Source organism: Pusillimonas sp. T2, from assembly GCF_002236805.1.
Classification (GTDB): Bacteria; Pseudomonadota; Gammaproteobacteria; order Burkholderiales; family Burkholderiaceae_B; genus Neopusillimonas.
Map to the genome: position 1 here is coordinate 340,419 of NZ_NIQA01000001.1, position 19,038 is coordinate 359,456.

Genomic DNA, 19,038 nt, shown 5'->3' on the forward strand with positions numbered 1-19,038 from the left:
CCCCGATCAACGCAGCAGCAAAAACAACAATAGCGACCCAATAAAAAACGGCCACCCAAAAAGGTGACCGTTTTTGCCTGAAGCAGCTACTGGTTTACTGGCGCTTGCCGATTTGATCGCCAACCACACCACCAATTGCCGCACCACCCACAGTGCCCAGAACGCTACCACCGGTAATGGCCGCACCCGCCACGCCACCTACACCGGCGCCGGTAACTGCGCCCTTTTGGCGGCTGCTCATGCTGTCCCAGCTAGAACAGCCAGCGGCGGCTACAGAAACCAAAGCAACAGCAGCAAGTTTTGTAATTGTCGTCAATGTCATGGTGACCTCCTGAATAATGTGCAGGTTGATGTCTGCGATGACTCTAGAGTGCCAAAATTTTCGGCGCCAAATGTGAGCTTACGCAAACAATGTATCAGGAAATAAACCAACACCCCAAGAATAATTAAGGCGAACGTCAGAAGCGTAACAGCGTAACTGCGGGGCCAGCCACCCATTGTCTGACAACTGGATACCCCGCAATTTGTAACAACTCACTTGAGTGCTTTGTAGCGTATACGCTTTGGTTTCGCGCCTTCTTCGCCTAGACGACGCTTCTTGTCGGCTTCGTATTCCTGATAGTTGCCATCGAAGAACACGACTTGCGAATCGCCCTCGAACGCCAGAATATGCGTGGCGATACGATCGAGGAACCAACGGTCGTGGCTGATGACCATGACGGTACCGGCAAACTCAAGCAAGGCATCTTCCAACGCACGCAGTGTTTCTACGTCGAGGTCGTTCGATGGCTCGTCGAGCATCAGGACGTTGCCTCCGGCAATAAGCGTTTTGGCCAGGTGGAAACGGCCACGCTCACCCCCGGACAAATTGCCGACCAGCTTGTTCTGGTCGCTGCCCTTGAAATTAAAACGCCCCAGATACGCGCGGGAAGACATCTCGAACTTGCCTACCGTGATCAAGTCGGCACCATCGGACAGCGCATCAAAGACCGTTTTATCGTTGGCCAAGGCATCACGCGACTGGTCGACATGCGACACCTTAACGGTTTGCCCGATTTTCACCGCGCCAGAATCAGGTTGTTCGGCACCTGAAATCATGCGGAACAACGTTGATTTACCCGCGCCGTTAGGGCCAATGATACCGACGATGGCCCCTGGTGGGACTTTAAAGCTGAGGTTGTCGATGAGCAAACGGTCGCCAAATGCCTTGCTGACGCCATCGAACTCAATCACTTCGTTACCCAGGCGATCGGCCACAGGAATGAAAATTTCCTGGGTTTCGTTGCGCTTCTGGTATTCGTGAGACGACAGTTCTTCGAAACGAGCCAGACGCGCCTTAGCCTTGGCCTGACGGCCTTTGGGGTTTTGACGCACCCATTCAAGCTCTTTCTTGATGGTGCGCTGACGGGCTGATTCGCTCGCCTCTTCTTGCTTCAAACGATTATCTTTTTGCTCGAGCCACGAACTGTAATTGCCCTTCCAGGGAATGCCGTGGCCGCGATCCAGTTCCAGAATCCATTCGGCAGCATTGTCCAGGAAGTAACGATCGTGGGTGACGGCCACGACGGTACCCGGGAACTTGCGCAAAAACACTTCCAGCCATTCAACACTCTCGGCGTCAAGGTGGTTGGTGGGCTCGTCGAGCAAGAGCATGTCGGGTTTGGACAACAACAACCGACACAAGGCAACGCGACGCTTTTCACCCCCGGACAACTTGCCGACAACGGCATCCCAAGGCGGCAAACGCAAGGCGTCGGCAGCGATCTCCATTTGAGTTTCGATGTCGTCGGCACCGCTAGATGCAGCGGCTGCGATCACGGCTTCAAGTTCGGCCTGCTCGGCAGCCAGCGCGTCAAAGTCAGCGTCGGGCTCGGCATAGGCCGCGTATACAGCGTCAAGGCGCTTGCGCGCTTCAAACACGTCACCCAGGCCTTCTTCAACCGCTTGTCTCACCGAAGACTCGGGGTTCAGTTGGGGCTCTTGAGGTAGATATCCAATTTTGATGCCCGGCATGGGCACGGCTTCGCCTTCAATTTCTTTGTCGACACCCGCCATGATCTTGAGCAGTGTCGATTTACCCGCACCGTTCAGACCGAGCACGCCAATTTTGGCCCCCGGGAAAAAAGAAAGCGAAATATCACGCAGAATCTGTCGCTTCGGCGGCACGATCTTGCCCACGCGATTCATGGTGTAAACGTATTGAGCCATGCTATGAAAGGAACCCGTAAAAGTAAGACAAAAGACGATTGTAGGCCGTCTTGGCAAATAAAACTAAAATGGAGGTTTGACCCGAAGATTGCAAGCCATGGCCAACACACCAACGTCCCCGCAGCCGCTAACGTTTACCGACGAAGAAATCGATTACCTGGGCCGCACCGCGGACGCGCTCAGCGCCTACATTGGCAAACCCGTATTGGCCGAAATTATTGATGCCGACGAAACCGGTTTCGAATGGGTCGTATTCGGCATCCCGCTCGACGTCGCCGACGACGCCGAGAACCACGTGATTGTGGCGATTGGCGGCCAAAACGCGCGCATCATCGGCAACAAAGGGGGCATAGACATCAAAGACGAAGTCTATGACTGCGAATACCTGTGGGCCATTCAGCTGTCTGACCTGGAAGGCGTCAGGTTTATCAAGGTCGACCACGAAGGCGAAGAAGTGGCCTGGAGCGATGACATCGGCGGCATTTTGCCGTTCGAGCTAAGCGACGAGCCCCTACCCGACATTGACGAAGAAGATGACGATAGCGGCGATGGAGACAACGCCGACGACACCTTCAGCCCGCACCGAGCGCCCCCCGGCTTGCATTAAACACAACCCGCGACGACTCGGCTGTCCCGCAAAAAACTGGGCGGCAAACATGCCGGCCCAAAAAACAAAACCCGACCAGTAGGCCGGGTTTTATAAAAAAGCGCCTGGTATCAGGCCTTTTTTACTTTTTCGAGCATTTTAAATACGCCTTTAGGCGATTTAATAAACAAACGCTTGAACGCTTTGCCCAGGCAACGACGTTCGATCGTGTTGCGCCGGTTACGCTTGACTTCTGCCATGACGAATTCTCCGAATAGCGGGTCTTGAACTATAACTAACCCACCATTCTACCGTAAACTTGGCCGTTGCCTCAAATCTCCTGTTGCGTTGTTACTTATGAGCTCTTCAATTCGCATTTTTGGCGCCCGCCAGAACAATCTGAAAAACCTTGACGTCACCATAGACACCGGCAAACTGCTGGTCGTTACCGGGGTGTCGGGGTCGGGCAAGAGCTCGCTGGCTTTCGACACTTTATACGCAGAAGGCCAGCGGCGGTACGTTGAAACGTTTTCGCCTTACGCACGTCAGTTTCTCGACCGTATGGACAAACCGCAGGTTGACCGTATCGAGGGCATACTGCCGGCCATCGCTATCGACCAGGTCAACCCCGTGCGCAATTCGCGCAGCACAGTGGGCACCATGACCGAGCTGAATGACCACCTGAAACTGCTGTTTGCCCGAATGGGGCAGTTGTACTGCCGCTGCTGCGGCAACCGGGTCATACAAGACGATGCCGCCACAGTGCGCAATGCCCTGGCCGAACGTACCGCTGGCGCCGACCCGCGTCTGGTCGTCACCTTTCCTATCGGTATCCCGGCTAACTTCACCGAAGACGAAATTCGCGGCTTTTTAGACCAACAGGGCTACACCCGCATCCACCACGAAGAAACCGTCGACATCTCCGTCGATGCAACGACCCCGACTACACAGAAGAAGGGCAAAAAAGCCGGCACAACCGCCCCGACCGCCAAACGAGTCCTGCATGTCATTCAAGACCGTTTCCGCTTAAGCAATGTCGACCCAAGCCGTTTGGGCGAGGCCCTGGAAACCGCATTCAAGCAAGGCGACGGCCATATCACCGTATATGCCTCGGACAGCGCCGACGGCCCAGAGACGGCATGGCGCTTTAGCAACCGATTGCATTGCGCCCAGTGCAATATTGATTATGCCCGCCCACTGCCCAGCACCTTTTCGTTCAACTCGCCTTTGGGCGCTTGCGAAGCCTGCCGGGGCTTTGGCCGCGTCATGGGCATTGATTACGGCCTGGTCGTGCCCGATGACAACAAAACCTTACGCGAAGGGGCCATAAAGCCATGGCAAAGCCCTAGCTATAAAGAATGCCAGGCCGAGATGCAACACTATGCCGACGCGGCAGGCGTACGTTTAGATGTTGCCTGGAAAGCACTATCGCCGGAAGAGCGTCATTGGGTCATCCATGGCGACCCGGCCTGGCGCGGCGGGCCGCAAGCCTGGAAAACCCAGTGGTACGGCGCGCAACGCTTTTTTGACTGGCTTGAGACCAAAGCCTACAAAATGCACGTACGTGTTCTGCTGTCGAAGTACCGCAGCTACACGCCCTGCCCGACTTGCGGCGGCGCCCGGCTCAAGCCCGATGCCACCTTGTGGCGACTAGGGAAATCCCATGTACCCGTCAACCCGCTTTACCCCCGCTTCAAGCCGGTTCATGCACAGTTTGACGATGCACGGCTAAATGCGCTGCCTGGGCTTGGCCTGCACGACCTTATGCGTCTGCCTATTGAGCAGGTTCGCACCTTCTTCCAGACACTCAGCTTCGGCGATGCGCTAGATGCTGCACTTGACCTTTTGATGACAGAGGTACGTACCCGCCTCGACTTTCTTTGTGACGTCGGACTGGGATATTTATCGCTCGATCGCCAAAGCCGCACCTTGTCGGGCGGCGAAGTGCAACGCATCAACCTGACCACCGCACTCGGCACGTCGCTGGTGAACACTCTGTTCGTGCTCGACGAACCGTCTATTGGCCTGCACCCGCGCGACATGAACCGCATCGTCGAAGTCATGCACCGCTTGCGTGACAATGGCAACACCCTGGTGGTCGTTGAGCATGATCCTCAAGTCATGGTTGCGGCCGATCGCATTCTGGACATCGGCCCAGGGCCGGGAGAACGCGGCGGGCACATCACATTCGACGGCACGCCCGCTCAACTGCGCGAAGCCGACACGCTGACCGGCAACTACCTGGGCAATCGCCTACGCGTCGAAGCGCCACGCCCGCTAGCCGTCCAGCCGTCAACACCCAAACTGTTGCTCGAAGGCGTGCGGGCCAATAACCTCAAGAACGTATCGGTGTCTATCCCGCTGGGGCGGCTTGTCTGCGTCAGTGGCGTTTCTGGTTCCGGCAAATCCACGCTCATTCAAGACGTCTTGTATCCGGCGCTGCTCAAACGCCAGGGCAAGCCCACCGAAGCGCCAGGGGAGTTCGAACATCTGCTGGGCGCCGAGCAAATTGCAGACGTGGTCATGGTCGACCAAACGCCCATCGGGAAAACCGCCCGATCGAATCCAGCCAGCTACGTCGGCGCATTCGACGCCATCCGCAAACTCTTTGCCCAAGCCGATCTGTCCAAAGAGCGCGGCTACACACCGGGTACATTTAGCTTCAACAGCGGCGATGGTCGATGCCCGACATGCGGCGGCACTGGCTTCGAACATGTCGAAATGCAGTTCTTGTCCGATGTATACCTGCGCTGTCCCGACTGTGACGGCAAACGCTTCAGGCCCGAGATTCTTGAAGTGCGTGTGGAGCATCTCGGCCGGACAGCATCCATCGACGACGTGCTGAACATGACGGTGCGCGAAGCGCTTGATTTCTTTGCGGGCCTGCGTGACGTGCAATGGGGCCTGAGCCCGCTGGCCGATGTGGGTCTGGAATATGTCAAGCTGGGGCAGCCGGTGCCCACCCTCTCGGGCGGCGAGGCCCAACGCTTGAAACTTGCCGGGCACCTGGCCTCCGCGTCGCGCAGCGGTATATCGTCTGCCAAGGTCGCCAAGAAAGGCAGCCTGTTTTTATTCGACGAGCCGACCAGCGGCCTGCATTTCGACGATGTCGCCCGCCTGATGCGAGCATTTCGTAAACTGCTGGCGGCCGGGCATTCGTTGCTGATTATCGAGCACAACCTTGATGTGATTCGGGCGGCTGACTGGGTCATCGACCTGGGACCAGAAGGCGGTGATGCGGGTGGGCATATTGTGGCGGCCGGTACTCCGGCCGACCTAATGGCGCACCCCGTGTCACACACCGGAAAGGCGTTAACAGAATACGAGCAGTCTATCGTTGGCGCGGGCGCAACAACCGCCGCTGCGCCGCTGGCCGAGCCCGCCCCAGTCTACCGCGACGCACCCCGAACAATTGATATCCTGAACGCCCGGGAGCACAACCTGAAAGGCGTCAACGTTCAGATCCCGCGCGACACCTTTACCGTCATTACCGGGGTGTCGGGGTCCGGCAAGTCGACACTGGCCTTCGACATTCTGTTCAACGAGGGACAACGTCGCTATCTCGAGTCACTGAACGCCTACGCACGAGCCATTGTCCAGCCTGCCGGCAAGCCCGATGTCGACGCCATTTACGGTATCCCACCGACAGTTGCCATCGAACAGCGCACCAGCCGTGGCGGCCGCAAGTCAACCGTCGCCACCATGACCGAAATACATCACTTTTTACGCTTGCTTTACGTCAAGCTGGGTACGCAAATGTGCCCCGAGTGCAATGTGCCGGTGCAATCCCAAACAGCCGACCAGATCGCCGCGCAAATTTTGCGCGACAAAAAGGGGGAACACATCGGCATACTGGCACCCCTGGTGACCGCGCGCAAAGGCTACTACACCGACATGGCCAAATGGGCTGCTGGCAAAGGCTATACGCATCTGCGTGTCGATGGCGAGTTCACCCCCGTCAGCCCTTGGCCGCGCCTTGATCGGTACAAAGAGCACACCATCGAACTGCCCGTCGCCGACCTGGTCGTTGACCCGGCCAACGAAACAGAACTGCGCCAGGCCTTGCGCACCGGCCTGGAGTTCGGGCATGGCAGCCTGAGCGTGTTGTCGCCTTTAACTCGCCAGACGGGTTCGCTCGAACGCAGCATGCACCTGCTGTCCGAACACCCCGAACAGATCCATTTCTCGGTCAAGCGCGCCTGCCCTTGCTGCGGCACCAGCTTCCCCGAACCTGACCCCCGCATGTTTTCGTACAACTCAAAACACGGCTGGTGCACCAGTTGTTTTGGTACTGGCCTTCAGTTGCAAGGGTTTGACGACACCCAAACCGGTGAGGAAACTGCCTGGAACGCATGGTTCGAAGGCGAGGCGCAACCCTGCAAAGCCTGTCATGGCGAACGGCTCAACCCACAAGCGCGGGCGTTCCGGTGGCGTGACAAATCTATTACCCAGCTCACCGCACAATCTGTCGCCGAGGCGCAAACGTTTTTCAGCGGCCTCGTCAGTCGAGGGCGCGAAGCCGAGATTGCGCGCGACATCCTGACCGAAATCAAGGGACGCCTGAACTTCATGGAAACGGTCGGCCTGGGCTATCTGGCGCTCGACCGTTCCGCGCCAACATTGTCCGGCGGCGAAGCCCAGCGTATTCGTCTTGCTGCGCAGTTGGGGTCCAACCTGCAGGGCGTGTGCTACGTACTCGACGAACCCACTATCGGCCTGCATCCACGCGACAACGAAATTTTGCTCAATGCCTTGAGCAAACTCGAAGGCAATGGCAACACCTTGGTCGTTGTCGAGCACGATGAGGACACCATCCGTCGCGCCGCCCACGTCATTGACATGGGCCCTGGCGCCGGCGTGCGCGGCGGCCGGGTCGTAGCGCAAGGCACTGTTGAAGACCTGATGAACGACCCGCAGTCGCTGACGGGCCGTTATCTGAAGCACCCAGTACAGCACCCCGCACAACCCCGGCGCAACGTAAATAAGCACGACCGATGGATACGCCTGAAAGGCGCTCATTTGCATAATCTGCAAAACGTTGACGTCGATATCCCGATAGGCCGTCTGAGCATCATCACCGGCGTGTCAGGCTCCGGAAAATCGACCCTGGCGCGCGAGGTGTTACTCGACAATCTGGCTCGCGTCGTTGGCAAAAAAACCGCGCCCGAATGGCAGGGCTGCACGCAAATCTCCGGTTACGACGTCATTGACCGTGTGCTCGAGGTAGACCAGACACCTATTGGCAAGACACCGCGTTCGTGCCCAGCTACCTATGTGGGCTTTTGGGATGACATCCGCAAACTGTTTGCCAACACCCGCGATGCGCGACTGCGCGGCTGGGGTGCCGCTCGATTCTCCTTCAATACAGGCGAAGGTCGCTGCCCCATATGCGAAGGGCAAGGGCTGCGCACGATCGAAATGAGCTTCCTGCCCGACGTCAAAGTGCCCTGTGACGCCTGCAACGGTGAACGTTTTAACCGCGACACGCTGGACGTCAAATGGCAAGACAAAAGTGCAGGCGATCTGCTGAAAATGGACGTAGATGACGCCATTGAGCACTTCTCGGCGCACCCGAAAATCTTGCGGGCGCTCAAGCTTATGCAAGACGTGGGTCTGGGCTACCTGACACTGGGCCAGCCCTCGCCGACGCTTTCGGGCGGCGAAGCCCAGCGCATCAAGCTGGTAACCGAGCTGACCAAAGCCCGCCTGACTGACGGCGTCATCACCACTGGACGGGCTTCAAGCGCACCCCACACACTTTATGTGCTCGATGAACCGACTGTCGGACTTTCAATGGCCGACGTTGAAAAGCTGACGCACGTTCTTCATCGACTGGTCGATGCGGGCAACACCGTTGTCGTCATCGAGCACAACCTTGATGTGATTGCCGAGGCCGACTGGATCGTGGATATGGGGCCCGAAGGCGGTACCCATGGGGGCCGCCTGGTCATGGCAGGCGCACCCGAAGCACTGATGGCCGGCGCAGATAAATCGCACACCGGGCGTGTACTGAAGACGTTTATGGAAAGCGGCGCGTCAGCAACCACTGAATAGCTTCGCCAGCGGCGGCCATCCCCATGGTCGCCGTCACCATCACTGAGGAGCCATAGCCCGCGCATGACAGGCCCTGCGGGCCTGACGCCGCATCGTCGGTTTGCCACAAGGCGGGCAGTACGGCGGGCTGGTCGAACCAAACCGCACGCACACCCATTTTTGGAATGCGGCGCGGGGCTTTGCCGGCCGCAGCAGCCGCCCGAGGGTAGCCGTGCTGACGCCGCAACGTATTACGCAGCTTTGACAACAAGGCGTCGTTTTGCGTGACCGATAAATCTGAGGCGCGCAGAGACGTCGTGGCGGTTTTGCCGCCGGCGCCGCCGCATACCACCACAGCGATGTTGCGACGACGCGCTTCGAGGATCATGGCCAGCTTGGCCGAGACCTGATCGGTGCAATCGATGATGACATCGACATCGTCGGAAAAAACGGTCTGAATGTTGTCGGGGGACACGAAATCGTCGACCAGCACCTGCCGACAACCCGGGTTAATGCCTGTGACCCGGTCGGACATGGCTTGTACTTTGGACTGTCCCAAGGTGTCTGACAGCGCATGCAACTGACGATTGATATTCGACTCGGCAATGTGGTCGAGGTCGATCAGCGTTAACGCGCCTACGCCGCAGCGCGCCAGCGCCTCGGCACACCACGAGCCTACGCCCCCTAAACCCGCCACGGCCACGTGCGCTCGTTGAAAGACCGCCGGGGCATCGTCGCCATACAGGCGCGCCAAGCCGCCGAAGCGTCGTTCTGTATCAACAGGTTCTGGAATTTGCATCATGACATCATGGAACTGTGGGTCGGGTCGTATTACTATTAGACCATGCCCGATCCGCGGCACCCGAAGTTTCCGGCAAGTATCGTGACACAATCGCAGCCCTTTTCACCCCCCGGCCATATCCCCAACCCCCACGCTTTTCGGCGACTAACCGACGACGAACGACGCGCCTCGCTTGAAGACTACCTGAAGCACTGGCAAAAAGGCCACGATCTGTGGATTTTTGGCTATGGCTCTTTGGTCTGGCGCCCCGAGTTCGACTTCATCGAGCAACGGCTAGCGCTGGTTCGCGGCTATCATCGCTCGCTCTGCCTATGGTCACGCATTAACCGCGGCACGCCCGAACAACCGGGCCTGGTGTTTGGCCTTGAAAACGGGGGCTCGTGTCGCGGCATGGTGTATCGGGTAGCGGCAAAACACGTTCCCGACGTGCTCGACGAGCTCTGGAAACGTGAAATGCCCAGCGGTGCCTACGTCCCACGGCACTTAAGCTGCCATACGCAGCACGGCGCCGTAGGTGCCCTGGTATTTACCATGGACAAGACCAAAGACAGCTACGTCCGCGACCTGCAAACGCATCAGCTGGTCGACATTGTGCGACGAGCACACGGGACGTATGGGCCATGCATCGAATACGTCATTGAAACCAACCGTGCACTCAAAGACGCTGGTATTCACGATCGCAAGCTCGACGACCTGGTGCGCCACCTGAACGGTGCAGCGCCGTCCTGAGCCTAACCCCGCCTTTAAACGCTCCTTCATTTCTCTACGCCCACATGTCCATCGCCGATATCCGACAACAGTACCGTAAAGGCGTCTTGCTTGAAAACGCCATCGCCAGCAACCCGTTCGATCAGTTCAGCACCTGGTTTAACGACGCCCTGAAGGCCGAAGTCATCGAGCCCAACGCCATGACATTGGCTACCGTCCAGAATGGCCAACCCTCGGCACGCATTGTCCTGCTGAAAGGGTTTGACACCCGCGGCCCAGTCTTTTTCACTAACTACGAGTCTGACAAAGGACAACAGCTGCACGCATCGCCACGCGCTGCGTTGCTGTTTTTCTGGCCCGAGCTTGAACGCCAGGTGCGTTTCGAAGGCATCGTCGAAAAAGTACCGGCTGCAGAGTCCGACGAGTACTTTCATAGCCGCCCACTCGAATCGCGCATTGGCGCTTGGGCGTCACCGCAAAGTCGCCCGATCAGCCGCGATGCCCTCGAACAGCGCGTTGCAGACCTCACCGCCAAACTAGGCAGCGAGCCCGCGCGGCCCGAACACTGGGGCGGCTACCGGCTAACGCCGCATCGCGTCGAATTCTGGCAGGGCCGCCCTTCACGCCTTCACGACAGACTTTGCTTTACGCAGCAGCCCGACGGCCAATGGGCCTTACAGCGCCTGGCGCCTTAAGACGTGGCTGATACCGACTGTATTGTTCTGGGCGCCGGTGTCATTGGATTGGCGATTGCACGGTCTTTGGCGCGACAAGGACGCGACGTCCTGATCGTCGAATCAGAGGATCAGTTCGGCAGCGGCGTCAGCGCCCGAAACTCTGAAGTCATACATGCCGGCATTTATTACCCGACCAACAGCCTGAAGGCCAGGCTGTGCGTCGAGGGCAAAGCGCTGCTGTATGCGCACTGCCGCGAATACGGGGTAGCGCATCAGCAAACCGGGAAGCTCATTGTGGCCACGTCGGCCAACCAATTAGACAAGCTCAAAGCATTGGCGCGCCAAGCCGGGCAAAACGGGGTCCACGACCTGCAATGGCTATCGAGCGAACAGGCCACGGCGCTTGAACCCGAACTGCAGTGCCTGGCAGCGTTGTGGTCGCCGTCAACCGGCATTATCGACAGCCACGGCCTGATGCTGAGTTTGCTGGGCGATGCCCAGCGCCACGGTGCGCAAGCCGTATTCCGCACGCCTTTGCTGCACGGTGAGCGACTCGATTCAGGCCTATTGAAGTTGTCTTTTGGCGGCGAATCGCCAACCACCCTGACGGCACGCACTGTGATCAACGCGACAGGACTTCAAGCGCCTGACGTTGCATCTCGACTGCCCTGGCTGACCAATCTCGCCATACCCAAAGCGTGGTACTGCAAAGGCACCTACTTTGGATTACAGGGCCGCACGCCTTTTACCCATCTGATTTACCCTATGCCCGACACCGCCGGGTTAGGCATCCATTTAACACTTGATCTGGCCGGCCAGGCCCGCTTCGGCCCCGATACCGAATGGGTCGACACCATAGACTACAGCCTTGACCCGGATCGGAGCACCAGCTTTTATGCCGCCGTGCGACAATACTGGCCGGATTTGCCCGACGGTGCCCTGGTGCCGGCGTATACCGGAATACGGCCTAAAATAGGGCCCCCAAATGCGCCCGCCGCCGATTTTTTAATTGCCGGCCCAGAAATGCATGGCGTTGAAGGCTTGCTTCATTTGCTGGGCATAGAGTCGCCGGGCCTGACGGCAAGCTTGGCCATTGCGCACCACGCAAGCCAACAAATCGATCGAACACTTACCTGAAACACACACAATGAACGACTACATTCTGACTTTGTCTTGCCCAGACCGTATTGGTATCGTGCACAGCGTCACCGGCTGGTTGCTGTCCCTTCACGGCAATATTATCGATGCCCAGCAATTCGGCGACACCGAAGTCGAACGCTTCTTTTTGCGTGTGCATTTCAAACTACCCGAGCATCACGACGCCGGAGCCCTTGAGGCCCGTTTTGCGCCGATTGCAGAAAAATTCGAAATGCAGGCCCGTATTTACGATGCCAAACGCAAGGCCCGATTGCTTATTCTGGCCAGCAAGCAAGGCCATTGCCTTAACGACCTGCTGTTCCGCACCCATAGCGGTCAATTGAATGTCGACGTAGTGGGCGTCGTATCGAACCATAACGACCACGCCGGTATGGCCGCAGCCCACAACGTACCCTTCCATCACTTCCCGGTCACACCCGAAACCAAGGCCGCGCAGGAAGCAAAAATTCTGGATCTGGTCGAATCAGAAAAAATCGACTTGGTCGTACTGGCCCGCTACATGCAGATTTTGTCGCCCGAAATGTGCAGGGCCTTGTCTGGCCGGGCCATTAACATTCACCACAGTTTCTTGCCCAGCTTCAAGGGTGCACGCCCCTACCATCAGGCACATGCCCGTGGCGTGAAAATTATCGGCGCCACCGCCCACTACGTCACGTCCGACCTGGATGAAGGCCCAATCATCGAGCAAGACATCGAACGTGTCGACCACGCCATGAGCGCACAGCAATTAACCCAGGTCGGCAGCGATGTCGAATCCCTGGTGCTTGCCCGCGCGGTTCGCAGCCATGTCGAGCATCGCATTTTGCTCAATGGCAACCGCACGGTGGTGTTCCGCTAACCCAAAGCGATACAAAAAACCCCTAAGTCTTAAATAGATTTAGGGGTTTTTTGTTTAGATCGCCGACGGCCAAACCCGCCGGCTCAGGGTCACAAACGTATTAGAAGAACGCCTGCAAACCGGTTTGTGCACGGCCCAGAATCAGAGCGTGAACGTCGTGGGTACCTTCGTAGGTGTTGACGACCTCGAGGTTGACCAAGTGACGAGCAACGCCGAATTCGTCGGAGATACCGTTACCGCCCAGCATATCGCGCGCCAAACGGGCGATGTCGAGCGACTTGCCGCAAGAGTTACGCTTCATGATGGACGTGATTTCGACGGCAGCGGTGCCTTCGTCTTTCATGCGGCCCAAACGCAGGCAACCTTGCAATGCCAGCGTGATTTCGGTTTGCATGTCGGCCAGTTTCTTTTGAATCAGCTGGTTTTGTGCCAAGGGGCGGCCAAACTGCTTGCGGTCGAGTGTGTACTGGCGAGCGGTATGCCAGCAGAACTCGGCGGCGCCCAAAGCACCCCAGGCAATACCGTAACGAGCCGAGTTCAGGCAAGTGAACGGGCCGCGCAAACCGCTGACACCGGGCATCATTTGCTCGTCGCTGACTTCGACTTCGTCCATGACGATTTCGCCCGTAATAGAGGCACGCAAGCCGACCTTGCCGTGGATGGCAGGGGCTGACAGGCCTTTCATGCCTTTTTCAAGGATGAAGCCGCGGATCTTGCCGTCAAAATCGCCGCCAACGCACTTGGCCCATACAACGAAAACATCGGCGATAGGCGAGTTGGTGATCCACATTTTGGCGCCCGACAGCTTGTAGCCGCTGGCGGTTTTTACAGCACGCGTTTCCATGCCGCCAGGGTCGGAGCCGTGGTTGGGTTCGGTCAGGCCGAAGCAGCCGATCCATTCGCCGCTGGCCAGCTTGGGCAGGTACTTCTGTTTTTGCTCTTCGCTACCGAATTCGTTAATAGGCACCATAACCAGTGACGACTGCACGCTCATCATGGAGCGGTAGCCGGAGTCGACGCGTTCGACTTCGCGGGCGATAAGGCCGTAGCACACGTAGTTCAGGCCCGAACCGCCGTATTCGGTGGGAATAGTAGCGCCGAGCAGACCGAGCTCACCCATTTCGCGGAAGATGGCTGCATCGGTTTTTTCGTGACGGAAAGCCTCGAGAACGCGAGGGGCCAGTTTGTCTTGGGCGTACGCATAAGCGGCGTCGCGCACCATGCGCTCTTCTTCTGTAAGTTGCGAATCGAGCAACAGGGGGTCTTCCCAGTTGAATGAGGGGGCCGATGACATAATGAGGTGCTCCGTAGGGATATGTTTAGGTTTAAAGTATTTTTGCCGAAAAAACGGCCGCTGACAAGCGGACTGCGGCGAGTAGCAACAGGTTATGTGAGTTATAAGCACAATGCAATTGATAAAATTGCACAATGTCGTGACAAATGCGCACGTTGAATCTATTGCGGGGAAACAATGAGAAACGGTGTACCCAATCTTGGCGCGTTGCAAGCCTTCGAGGCCACAGCACGCCTCGGGTCGTTCTCGCGGGCGGCCGAAGAACTTGCATTAACCCATAGTGCCGTATTCCGCCAAGTAACGGGCCTTGAAGAACGCCTGGGCGTGGCACTGTTCAACCGCGTCCGGCGCCGCATCGCCCTGACCGACGCCGGTGCCGAGTACGCCGCGCGCGTGCGACACCACCTGGAGCAGCTAGAAAAAGACACCGTAGGTCTGATGTCACGCGCAGGCGTCGGGCACAGCCTGCATATTGCCGTACTACCGACCCTCGCCACCACATGGCTAATCCCGCGTTTGCCGCAGTTACGTGCGCGGCACCCCGATATTGCCGTCAGCCTGTCGGTACGGACACTGCCGTTTCAGTTTGCCGACCACCCCTTCGACGCGGCCATTTACCATGCAGAACAGCCCTGGCCAGGCACGCGGGGCATCAAACTGTTCGACGAAGAAGCCATGTTGCCTGTTTGTGTGCCACGGCTGTATGAAGCCGCCCGAAATAGCCCCGAAGGCCTGTCGTCTTTACCCCACCTGCATGTGATGTCACGCCCGGATGCCTGGCGTGACTGGTATCGCACGCAAGGCCTGGCCTACAGCCCCTCTATTGCGGCCGGGCCGCGTTACGAACTCTTTACCATGGTGCTCGCGGCAGTGAATGCGGGCCTGGGCGTAGGGCTGATTCCTCGATTTTTAGCGCGCGAGGCGCTGGCCAGCGGAGCACTGGCTGTTCCCTTTGAAGGGGCTTTGCCCATGCGACAGTCTTATTACTTCAGTTACCCTGCATATGTTGAACAAGGTGATGCCCTAAAAGCATTTGAACAATGGCTGACTGAACTCGTCACCGATAGGCCACCACAAACGAAGGACACCTGATGCGACTTGGGTCGGCACTCAAACACGGCTTTGCAGGTATGGCGCTGATTCTGGGCGCAGGCTGCACTGCTATTCATTCTGATGCACCGCCCCCAGACCCTGAAGCAGCAACCGGGCGCGGCAACCACGCCCTGGCAACGGCCTCGTCGTTCATGGCCTCTACCGCCAACCCATTGGCAACGCAGGCCGCCTTCGAGATTCTCAGTGCGGGCGGAAGCGCGGCCGACGCAGCCATCGCCGCACAGTGGGTGCTTACGCTGGTCGAGCCTCAGTCCTCGGGCATCGGCGGCGGTGGCTTCATACTTGCGTACGATAAACCGGGCCAACAACTCATCGTCTATGACGCGCGCGAAACTGCACCGTCACGCGCCGGAACATCACGTTTTCATGATGATGACGGCGTACTTGACTATGGTGAGGCCGTCAACAGCGGCTTGTCGGTCGGCGTACCGGGCTTGCTGCGCGGCCTTGCCTTAATGCATGAAGAACAAGGACGCCTGCCGTGGGCCCGTTTATTTGAACCCGCCATTCGACTGGCCGAATCTGGCTTTGCGGTATCACCGCGCCTGCATGCCCTGATAGCAAGCAGCCGAAGCCTGCATCAAAGCCATAGCGCCCGCACGTATTTTTACGCTCCAGACGGCAAACCCTGGCCTGTCGGGCATACCCTTAAAAACCCGGCGCTCGCCGCCCTGTACCGTCGGATTGCCGCCGAGGGGGTGGACGCGTTCTACCGTGGCGCTGTGGCCCAAGACATCGTCCAGGCCGTCCAGTCGCACGATCGGCCCGGCGATTTGTCTTTGACTGATTTGGCAACCTACCAGCCTATCAAGCGCCAGGCGCTATGCGCGCCCTATCTTGCCTACAGGCTTTGCGGCCCGCCACCGCCCAGCTCAGGCCCGCTTGCCGTGATGCAAATTTTGTCGATGCTTGAGCACACGCCTGTGTTAAGCCATCCGCCCGATAGCGCGCAGGCCGTCCATTATTTTGCCGAGGCGGGCAAGCTGGCTTATGCCGACCGCGATATCTACATTGCCGACCCAGCCTTCGTGCCGGTGCCTGTACAAGGCTTGCTGGACCCCAGCTATCTAGGTCAGCGCGCGGGGCTGATCAGCACAAACCAGGCCATGCCTAAAGCCATGCCGGGGCAACCGCCGGGCGCTGACCTGGCACGCTTTGGTACCGACAACAGCCCCGACACGCCCTCAACAACACATGTCTCGATTGTCGACGCCGAGGGTAACGCCGTATCAATGACGACCTCTGTCGAGTCGGCCTTTGGCAGCAAACTATTTGTTCGCGGGTTCTTGCTCAATAATCAGTTAACCGACTTTTCGTTGGCAGGCACCGACGATCTGGGCCGCCCTTTAGCCAACCGGGTCGAACCGGGGAAACGTCCCAAAAGCGCCATGTCGCCGATGATGGTGTTTAAAGATGATACGTTACACATGGCTATAGGAGCACCCGGGGGCACGGCCATCATCAATTATGTGGCCAAGACGTTGCTGGGTGTACTGGGGTATGGACTGGATATACAACAGGCGATTAACCTGCCTAACCGCGGCAGCCGCAACTATGGCACCGAAATTGAAGCAGACACGTCGTTGACTGGGGTTGTGGCCACGTTAAAAGCCATGGGGCACCGTGTTACCGAACGGGCCATGCCCAGCGGCCTGCAAGGCATTGTCATTACACCCGAAGGCCGCCTGCATGGCGGCGCAGACCCTCGTCGTGAGGGTCTGGCACTGGGGCAATAAGAACGTCAGGACTTGGGCGTCGCACCCAAGTCAAACAGGCTGGTCGCCTCGAGCTCGAGCACTTGTTCATCGCGCTGATTGAACATACTCCAGGTCCAGCGCAAAATGCCCAGGTCATCGCGCGACGAAGACACACGCACCGAGTCGACACGCATTTCGAGGCGCAACGCATCACCGGGACGCGTCGGGAGAATCCAGCGGACTTTCTCAACGCCTGGCGACGCAAAGCTTTCGGAATCGTGCAAAACGGCATCGACAGCCATGCGCATGGCCAAGCTACAGGTGAGCCAGCCGCTGCCAATAACACCGCCCCAGCGGCCGTCTTTAGACGCAGCCGGGTCGGTATGAAACCACTGTGGATCGTACTTTTTAGCAAAGTCGATCATTTCAGCTTCAGAAAGAACGACGGGCGGGTGGTGCAGCACCTGCCCCACTTGAAACTCACTGAATTTCATTTCACACAACCTGTATCTAGGAAGTTAGGAATTAGTAAGTTTCGAAGTGTAGCCGACCTTTGGCTTTAAGTTCAGCGTGGACCGATTCCCATTTCTGGCCGCTGGCCGTAACAATATCTTTAAAGGCGGCCAGCACCCCCTCTTCCATGCCTTTCAAGCCGCAAACATAAATGCAAGTTTTGCTGTCGTTCAACAGATCGAGCACATCGTCAGCACGTTCGCGGATGAGGTCTTGAACATACTGCTTGGGCTTATCGGCATCACGCGACAAGGCGAGATTGATATCGATGAAATCTTTGGGCAGGTTCATGAGCGGGCCAAAGTACGGCAGTTCGCGCTCGGTACGAGCACCAAAGAACAGCATGAGCGTACCGTCGTATTTGTTGTCTTTGGCCAGACGGCGGCAGCGTTCGGTCATGGCACGCATAGGCGCTGCACCTGTGCCCGTGCATATCATGATGAGATTGGCGTCGGGCAAATCGGGCATCAAGAAGCTGTTGCCGAAGGGGCCAATGACCTTGACGACGTCGTTTTTCTGCAGGTCGCACAAGTAGTTTGAACACACCCCGTTAACGGCATTGCCATCGTGGTCTGCTGTTACACGCTTAACGGTAATGGATAGATTGTTGTAACCCGGGCGCTCGCCATCGCGCGGACTGGCGATAGAGTACTGGCGCGCGTGGTAGGCACGCCCCTTAGCGTCTGTGCCGGGCGGGAAAATAGCGATAGACTGGCCTTCGAGCACCGGCATGGGGTGGTCGCCGAAATCGAGCACAATGTGGTGGATATCGCTTTCGGTATCACTGCCGGTAACACGGTAGTTGCCCACAACGGTCGCCGACACCGGGTTCTTGTGGGTGTACAAGTTGACGTACGGGTGTGCAGCCGACCAGGGCGGAATCGTGGCGCCGGCGGCGGTAAAAGGCACGTTCTCCAGATCGGTGGCATCGTTGGCCACGGTGGTCGAACGCGCATCAGCCACGGGCGCATCTACGGGCTCTGACAAATCTTGGGCAACGCCCTCGGGCACCTCTTGGGGCTCGGGCAGTTCGTCCCAGGTGTACTGCTCTTCAATCGAGTAGGTATTGCTGCTGACGACCTGAATCCAGTTGTCGATGGCGCCTGTGGGGCACGGCGGCACGCAAGCCATACAGTCATTACAAATGGCGGCATCAACCACGTAGTTATTGCTGTCGTGGGTGATCGCGTCGATCGGACAGGTTTCTTCGCACGTATTGCAGCGAATACAAATTTCAGGGTCGATCAGGTGCTGTTTTTTTACGGTAACGGCCGACGCTGCTGTCATCAGGAGTCTCCTAGCTGGACGCACAGCGGCGAGATTGCCGGCCCATGCGACTTTTTATATAAAACAAATGCTAAATCGATAATCGGGCGGATGCCAAGCGCATACGCCCGATTACGAGGTTACC

The 19,038-nt window shown here is 57.9% G+C and carries 15 protein-coding genes; 8 read left to right on the forward strand and 7 right to left on the reverse strand.

All coding sequences use genetic code 11. The annotated features are described in order from the left end of the window. Positions 1 to 94: 94 nt before the first annotated feature. A complete protein-coding gene (locus PuT2_RS01545) occupies positions 95 to 322 on the reverse strand; it encodes a glycine zipper 2TM domain-containing protein (protein WP_093969262.1) in 228 nt (75 codons plus the stop codon). 212 nt (positions 323 to 534) lie between these two features. Next, positions 535 to 2,208 carry an energy-dependent translational throttle protein EttA gene (ettA, locus tag PuT2_RS01550; RefSeq protein ID WP_093969263.1) on the reverse strand — a complete coding sequence of 558 codons (1,674 nt, stop codon included), beginning with the start codon at positions 2,206 to 2,208 and terminating at the stop codon, positions 535 to 537. Positions 2,209 to 2,305: 97 nt separating this feature from the next. Between ettA and PuT2_RS01555 the strand changes: the two genes are divergently transcribed. Beyond that, positions 2,306 to 2,815 (forward strand): hypothetical protein, encoded by a 510-nt coding sequence (locus PuT2_RS01555; RefSeq protein ID WP_093969264.1) that lies wholly within the window; start codon positions 2,306 to 2,308, stop codon positions 2,813 to 2,815. A gap of 110 nt (positions 2,816 to 2,925) precedes the next feature. Here PuT2_RS01555 and PuT2_RS16160 read toward each other — a convergent pair whose 3' ends face one another. Continuing rightward, a complete protein-coding gene (locus PuT2_RS16160) occupies positions 2,926 to 3,054 on the reverse strand; it encodes a hypothetical protein (protein ID WP_255416184.1) in 129 nt (42 codons plus the stop codon). Positions 3,055 to 3,151: 97 nt separating this feature from the next. On the opposite strand from PuT2_RS16160, the gene uvrA reads away from it, so the two are divergent. Then, positions 3,152 to 8,848 (forward strand): excinuclease ABC subunit UvrA, encoded by a 5,697-nt coding sequence (gene uvrA / locus PuT2_RS01560; RefSeq protein WP_093969265.1) that lies wholly within the window; start codon positions 3,152 to 3,154, stop codon positions 8,846 to 8,848. Here the strand turns inward: uvrA and PuT2_RS01565 are convergent. After that, positions 8,814 to 9,626, reverse strand: coding sequence for a ThiF family adenylyltransferase (locus tag PuT2_RS01565; RefSeq protein WP_093969266.1), 813 nt, complete (start codon positions 9,624 to 9,626; stop codon positions 8,814 to 8,816). The genes uvrA and PuT2_RS01565 overlap by 35 nt on opposite strands. An 81-nt stretch (positions 9,627 to 9,707) precedes the next feature. Between PuT2_RS01565 and PuT2_RS01570 the strand changes: the two genes are divergently transcribed. The 4 genes from PuT2_RS01570 to purU are packed head-to-tail and all read left to right on the forward strand — an operon-like array spanning position 9,708 to position 13,010. Then, positions 9,708 to 10,358 carry a gamma-glutamylcyclotransferase gene (locus PuT2_RS01570; protein ID WP_371596212.1) on the forward strand — a complete coding sequence of 217 codons (651 nt, stop codon included), beginning with the start codon at positions 9,708 to 9,710 and terminating at the stop codon, positions 10,356 to 10,358. Positions 10,359 to 10,402: 44 nt separating this feature from the next. Continuing rightward, positions 10,403 to 11,032, forward strand: a complete 630-nt coding sequence (gene pdxH, locus PuT2_RS01575) for a pyridoxamine 5'-phosphate oxidase (RefSeq protein ID WP_093969268.1) — start codon at positions 10,403 to 10,405, stop codon at positions 11,030 to 11,032. A gap of 3 nt (positions 11,033 to 11,035) precedes the next feature. Then, entirely contained in the window at positions 11,036 to 12,151 is a 1,116-nt protein-coding gene (locus PuT2_RS01580; RefSeq protein ID WP_093969269.1) for an NAD(P)/FAD-dependent oxidoreductase, read from the forward strand. Positions 12,152 to 12,161: 10 nt separating this feature from the next. After that, positions 12,162 to 13,010 (forward strand): formyltetrahydrofolate deformylase, encoded by an 849-nt coding sequence (purU, locus tag PuT2_RS01585; protein WP_093969270.1) that lies wholly within the window; start codon positions 12,162 to 12,164, stop codon positions 13,008 to 13,010. Positions 13,011 to 13,110: 100 nt separating this feature from the next. Here purU and PuT2_RS01590 read toward each other — a convergent pair whose 3' ends face one another. Beyond that, positions 13,111 to 14,304, reverse strand: a complete 1,194-nt coding sequence (locus PuT2_RS01590) for an acyl-CoA dehydrogenase (RefSeq protein WP_093969271.1) — start codon at positions 14,302 to 14,304, stop codon at positions 13,111 to 13,113. Between the two features lie 177 nt (positions 14,305 to 14,481). On the opposite strand from PuT2_RS01590, the gene PuT2_RS01595 reads away from it, so the two are divergent. Beyond that, a complete protein-coding gene (locus PuT2_RS01595) occupies positions 14,482 to 15,396 on the forward strand; it encodes a LysR substrate-binding domain-containing protein (protein ID WP_093969272.1) in 915 nt (304 codons plus the stop codon). Beyond that, on the forward strand, positions 15,396 to 17,153 hold the full coding sequence (ggt, locus tag PuT2_RS01600) for a gamma-glutamyltransferase (protein ID WP_093969273.1): 1,758 nt from the start codon (positions 15,396 to 15,398) through the stop codon (positions 17,151 to 17,153). Before PuT2_RS01595 ends, ggt begins: the two co-directional genes overlap by 1 nt. A gap of 5 nt (positions 17,154 to 17,158) precedes the next feature. Here the strand turns inward: ggt and PuT2_RS01605 are convergent, their stop codons facing one another. Next, complete coding sequence (locus PuT2_RS01605) at positions 17,159 to 17,608, reverse strand: MaoC family dehydratase (RefSeq protein ID WP_093969274.1); 450 nt, start codon at positions 17,606 to 17,608, stop codon at positions 17,159 to 17,161. Positions 17,609 to 17,639: 31 nt separating this feature from the next. Then, positions 17,640 to 18,914 (reverse strand): benzoyl-CoA 2,3-epoxidase subunit BoxA, encoded by a 1,275-nt coding sequence (boxA, locus tag PuT2_RS01610; RefSeq protein WP_093969275.1) that lies wholly within the window; start codon positions 18,912 to 18,914, stop codon positions 17,640 to 17,642. Positions 18,915 to 19,038 lie beyond the last annotated feature (124 nt).

Coding starts and splice junctions, on each gene's coding strand:
- PuT2_RS01595 (WP_093969272.1), top strand. CDS start 14,482: ATGAGAAACGGTGTACCCAATCTTGGCGCGTTGCAAGCCTTCGAGGCC.
- ettA (WP_093969263.1), bottom strand. CDS start 2,208: ATGGCTCAATACGTTTACACCATGAATCGCGTGGGCAAGATCGTGCCG.
- pdxH (WP_093969268.1), top strand. CDS start 10,403: ATGTCCATCGCCGATATCCGACAACAGTACCGTAAAGGCGTCTTGCTT.
- uvrA (WP_093969265.1), top strand. CDS start 3,152: ATGAGCTCTTCAATTCGCATTTTTGGCGCCCGCCAGAACAATCTGAAA.
- PuT2_RS01590 (WP_093969271.1), bottom strand. CDS start 14,304: ATGTCATCGGCCCCCTCATTCAACTGGGAAGACCCCCTGTTGCTCGAT.
- PuT2_RS16160 (WP_255416184.1), bottom strand. CDS start 3,054: ATGGCAGAAGTCAAGCGTAACCGGCGCAACACGATCGAACGTCGTTGC.
- PuT2_RS01545 (WP_093969262.1), bottom strand. CDS start 322: ATGACATTGACGACAATTACAAAACTTGCTGCTGTTGCTTTGGTTTCT.
- PuT2_RS01605 (WP_093969274.1), bottom strand. CDS start 17,608: ATGAAATTCAGTGAGTTTCAAGTGGGGCAGGTGCTGCACCACCCGCCC.
- PuT2_RS01555 (WP_093969264.1), top strand. CDS start 2,306: ATGGCCAACACACCAACGTCCCCGCAGCCGCTAACGTTTACCGACGAA.
- ggt (WP_093969273.1), top strand. CDS start 15,396: ATGCGACTTGGGTCGGCACTCAAACACGGCTTTGCAGGTATGGCGCTG.
- PuT2_RS01565 (WP_093969266.1), bottom strand. CDS start 9,626: ATGCAAATTCCAGAACCTGTTGATACAGAACGACGCTTCGGCGGCTTG.
- purU (WP_093969270.1), top strand. CDS start 12,162: ATGAACGACTACATTCTGACTTTGTCTTGCCCAGACCGTATTGGTATC.
- boxA (WP_093969275.1), bottom strand. CDS start 18,914: ATGACAGCAGCGTCGGCCGTTACCGTAAAAAAACAGCACCTGATCGAC.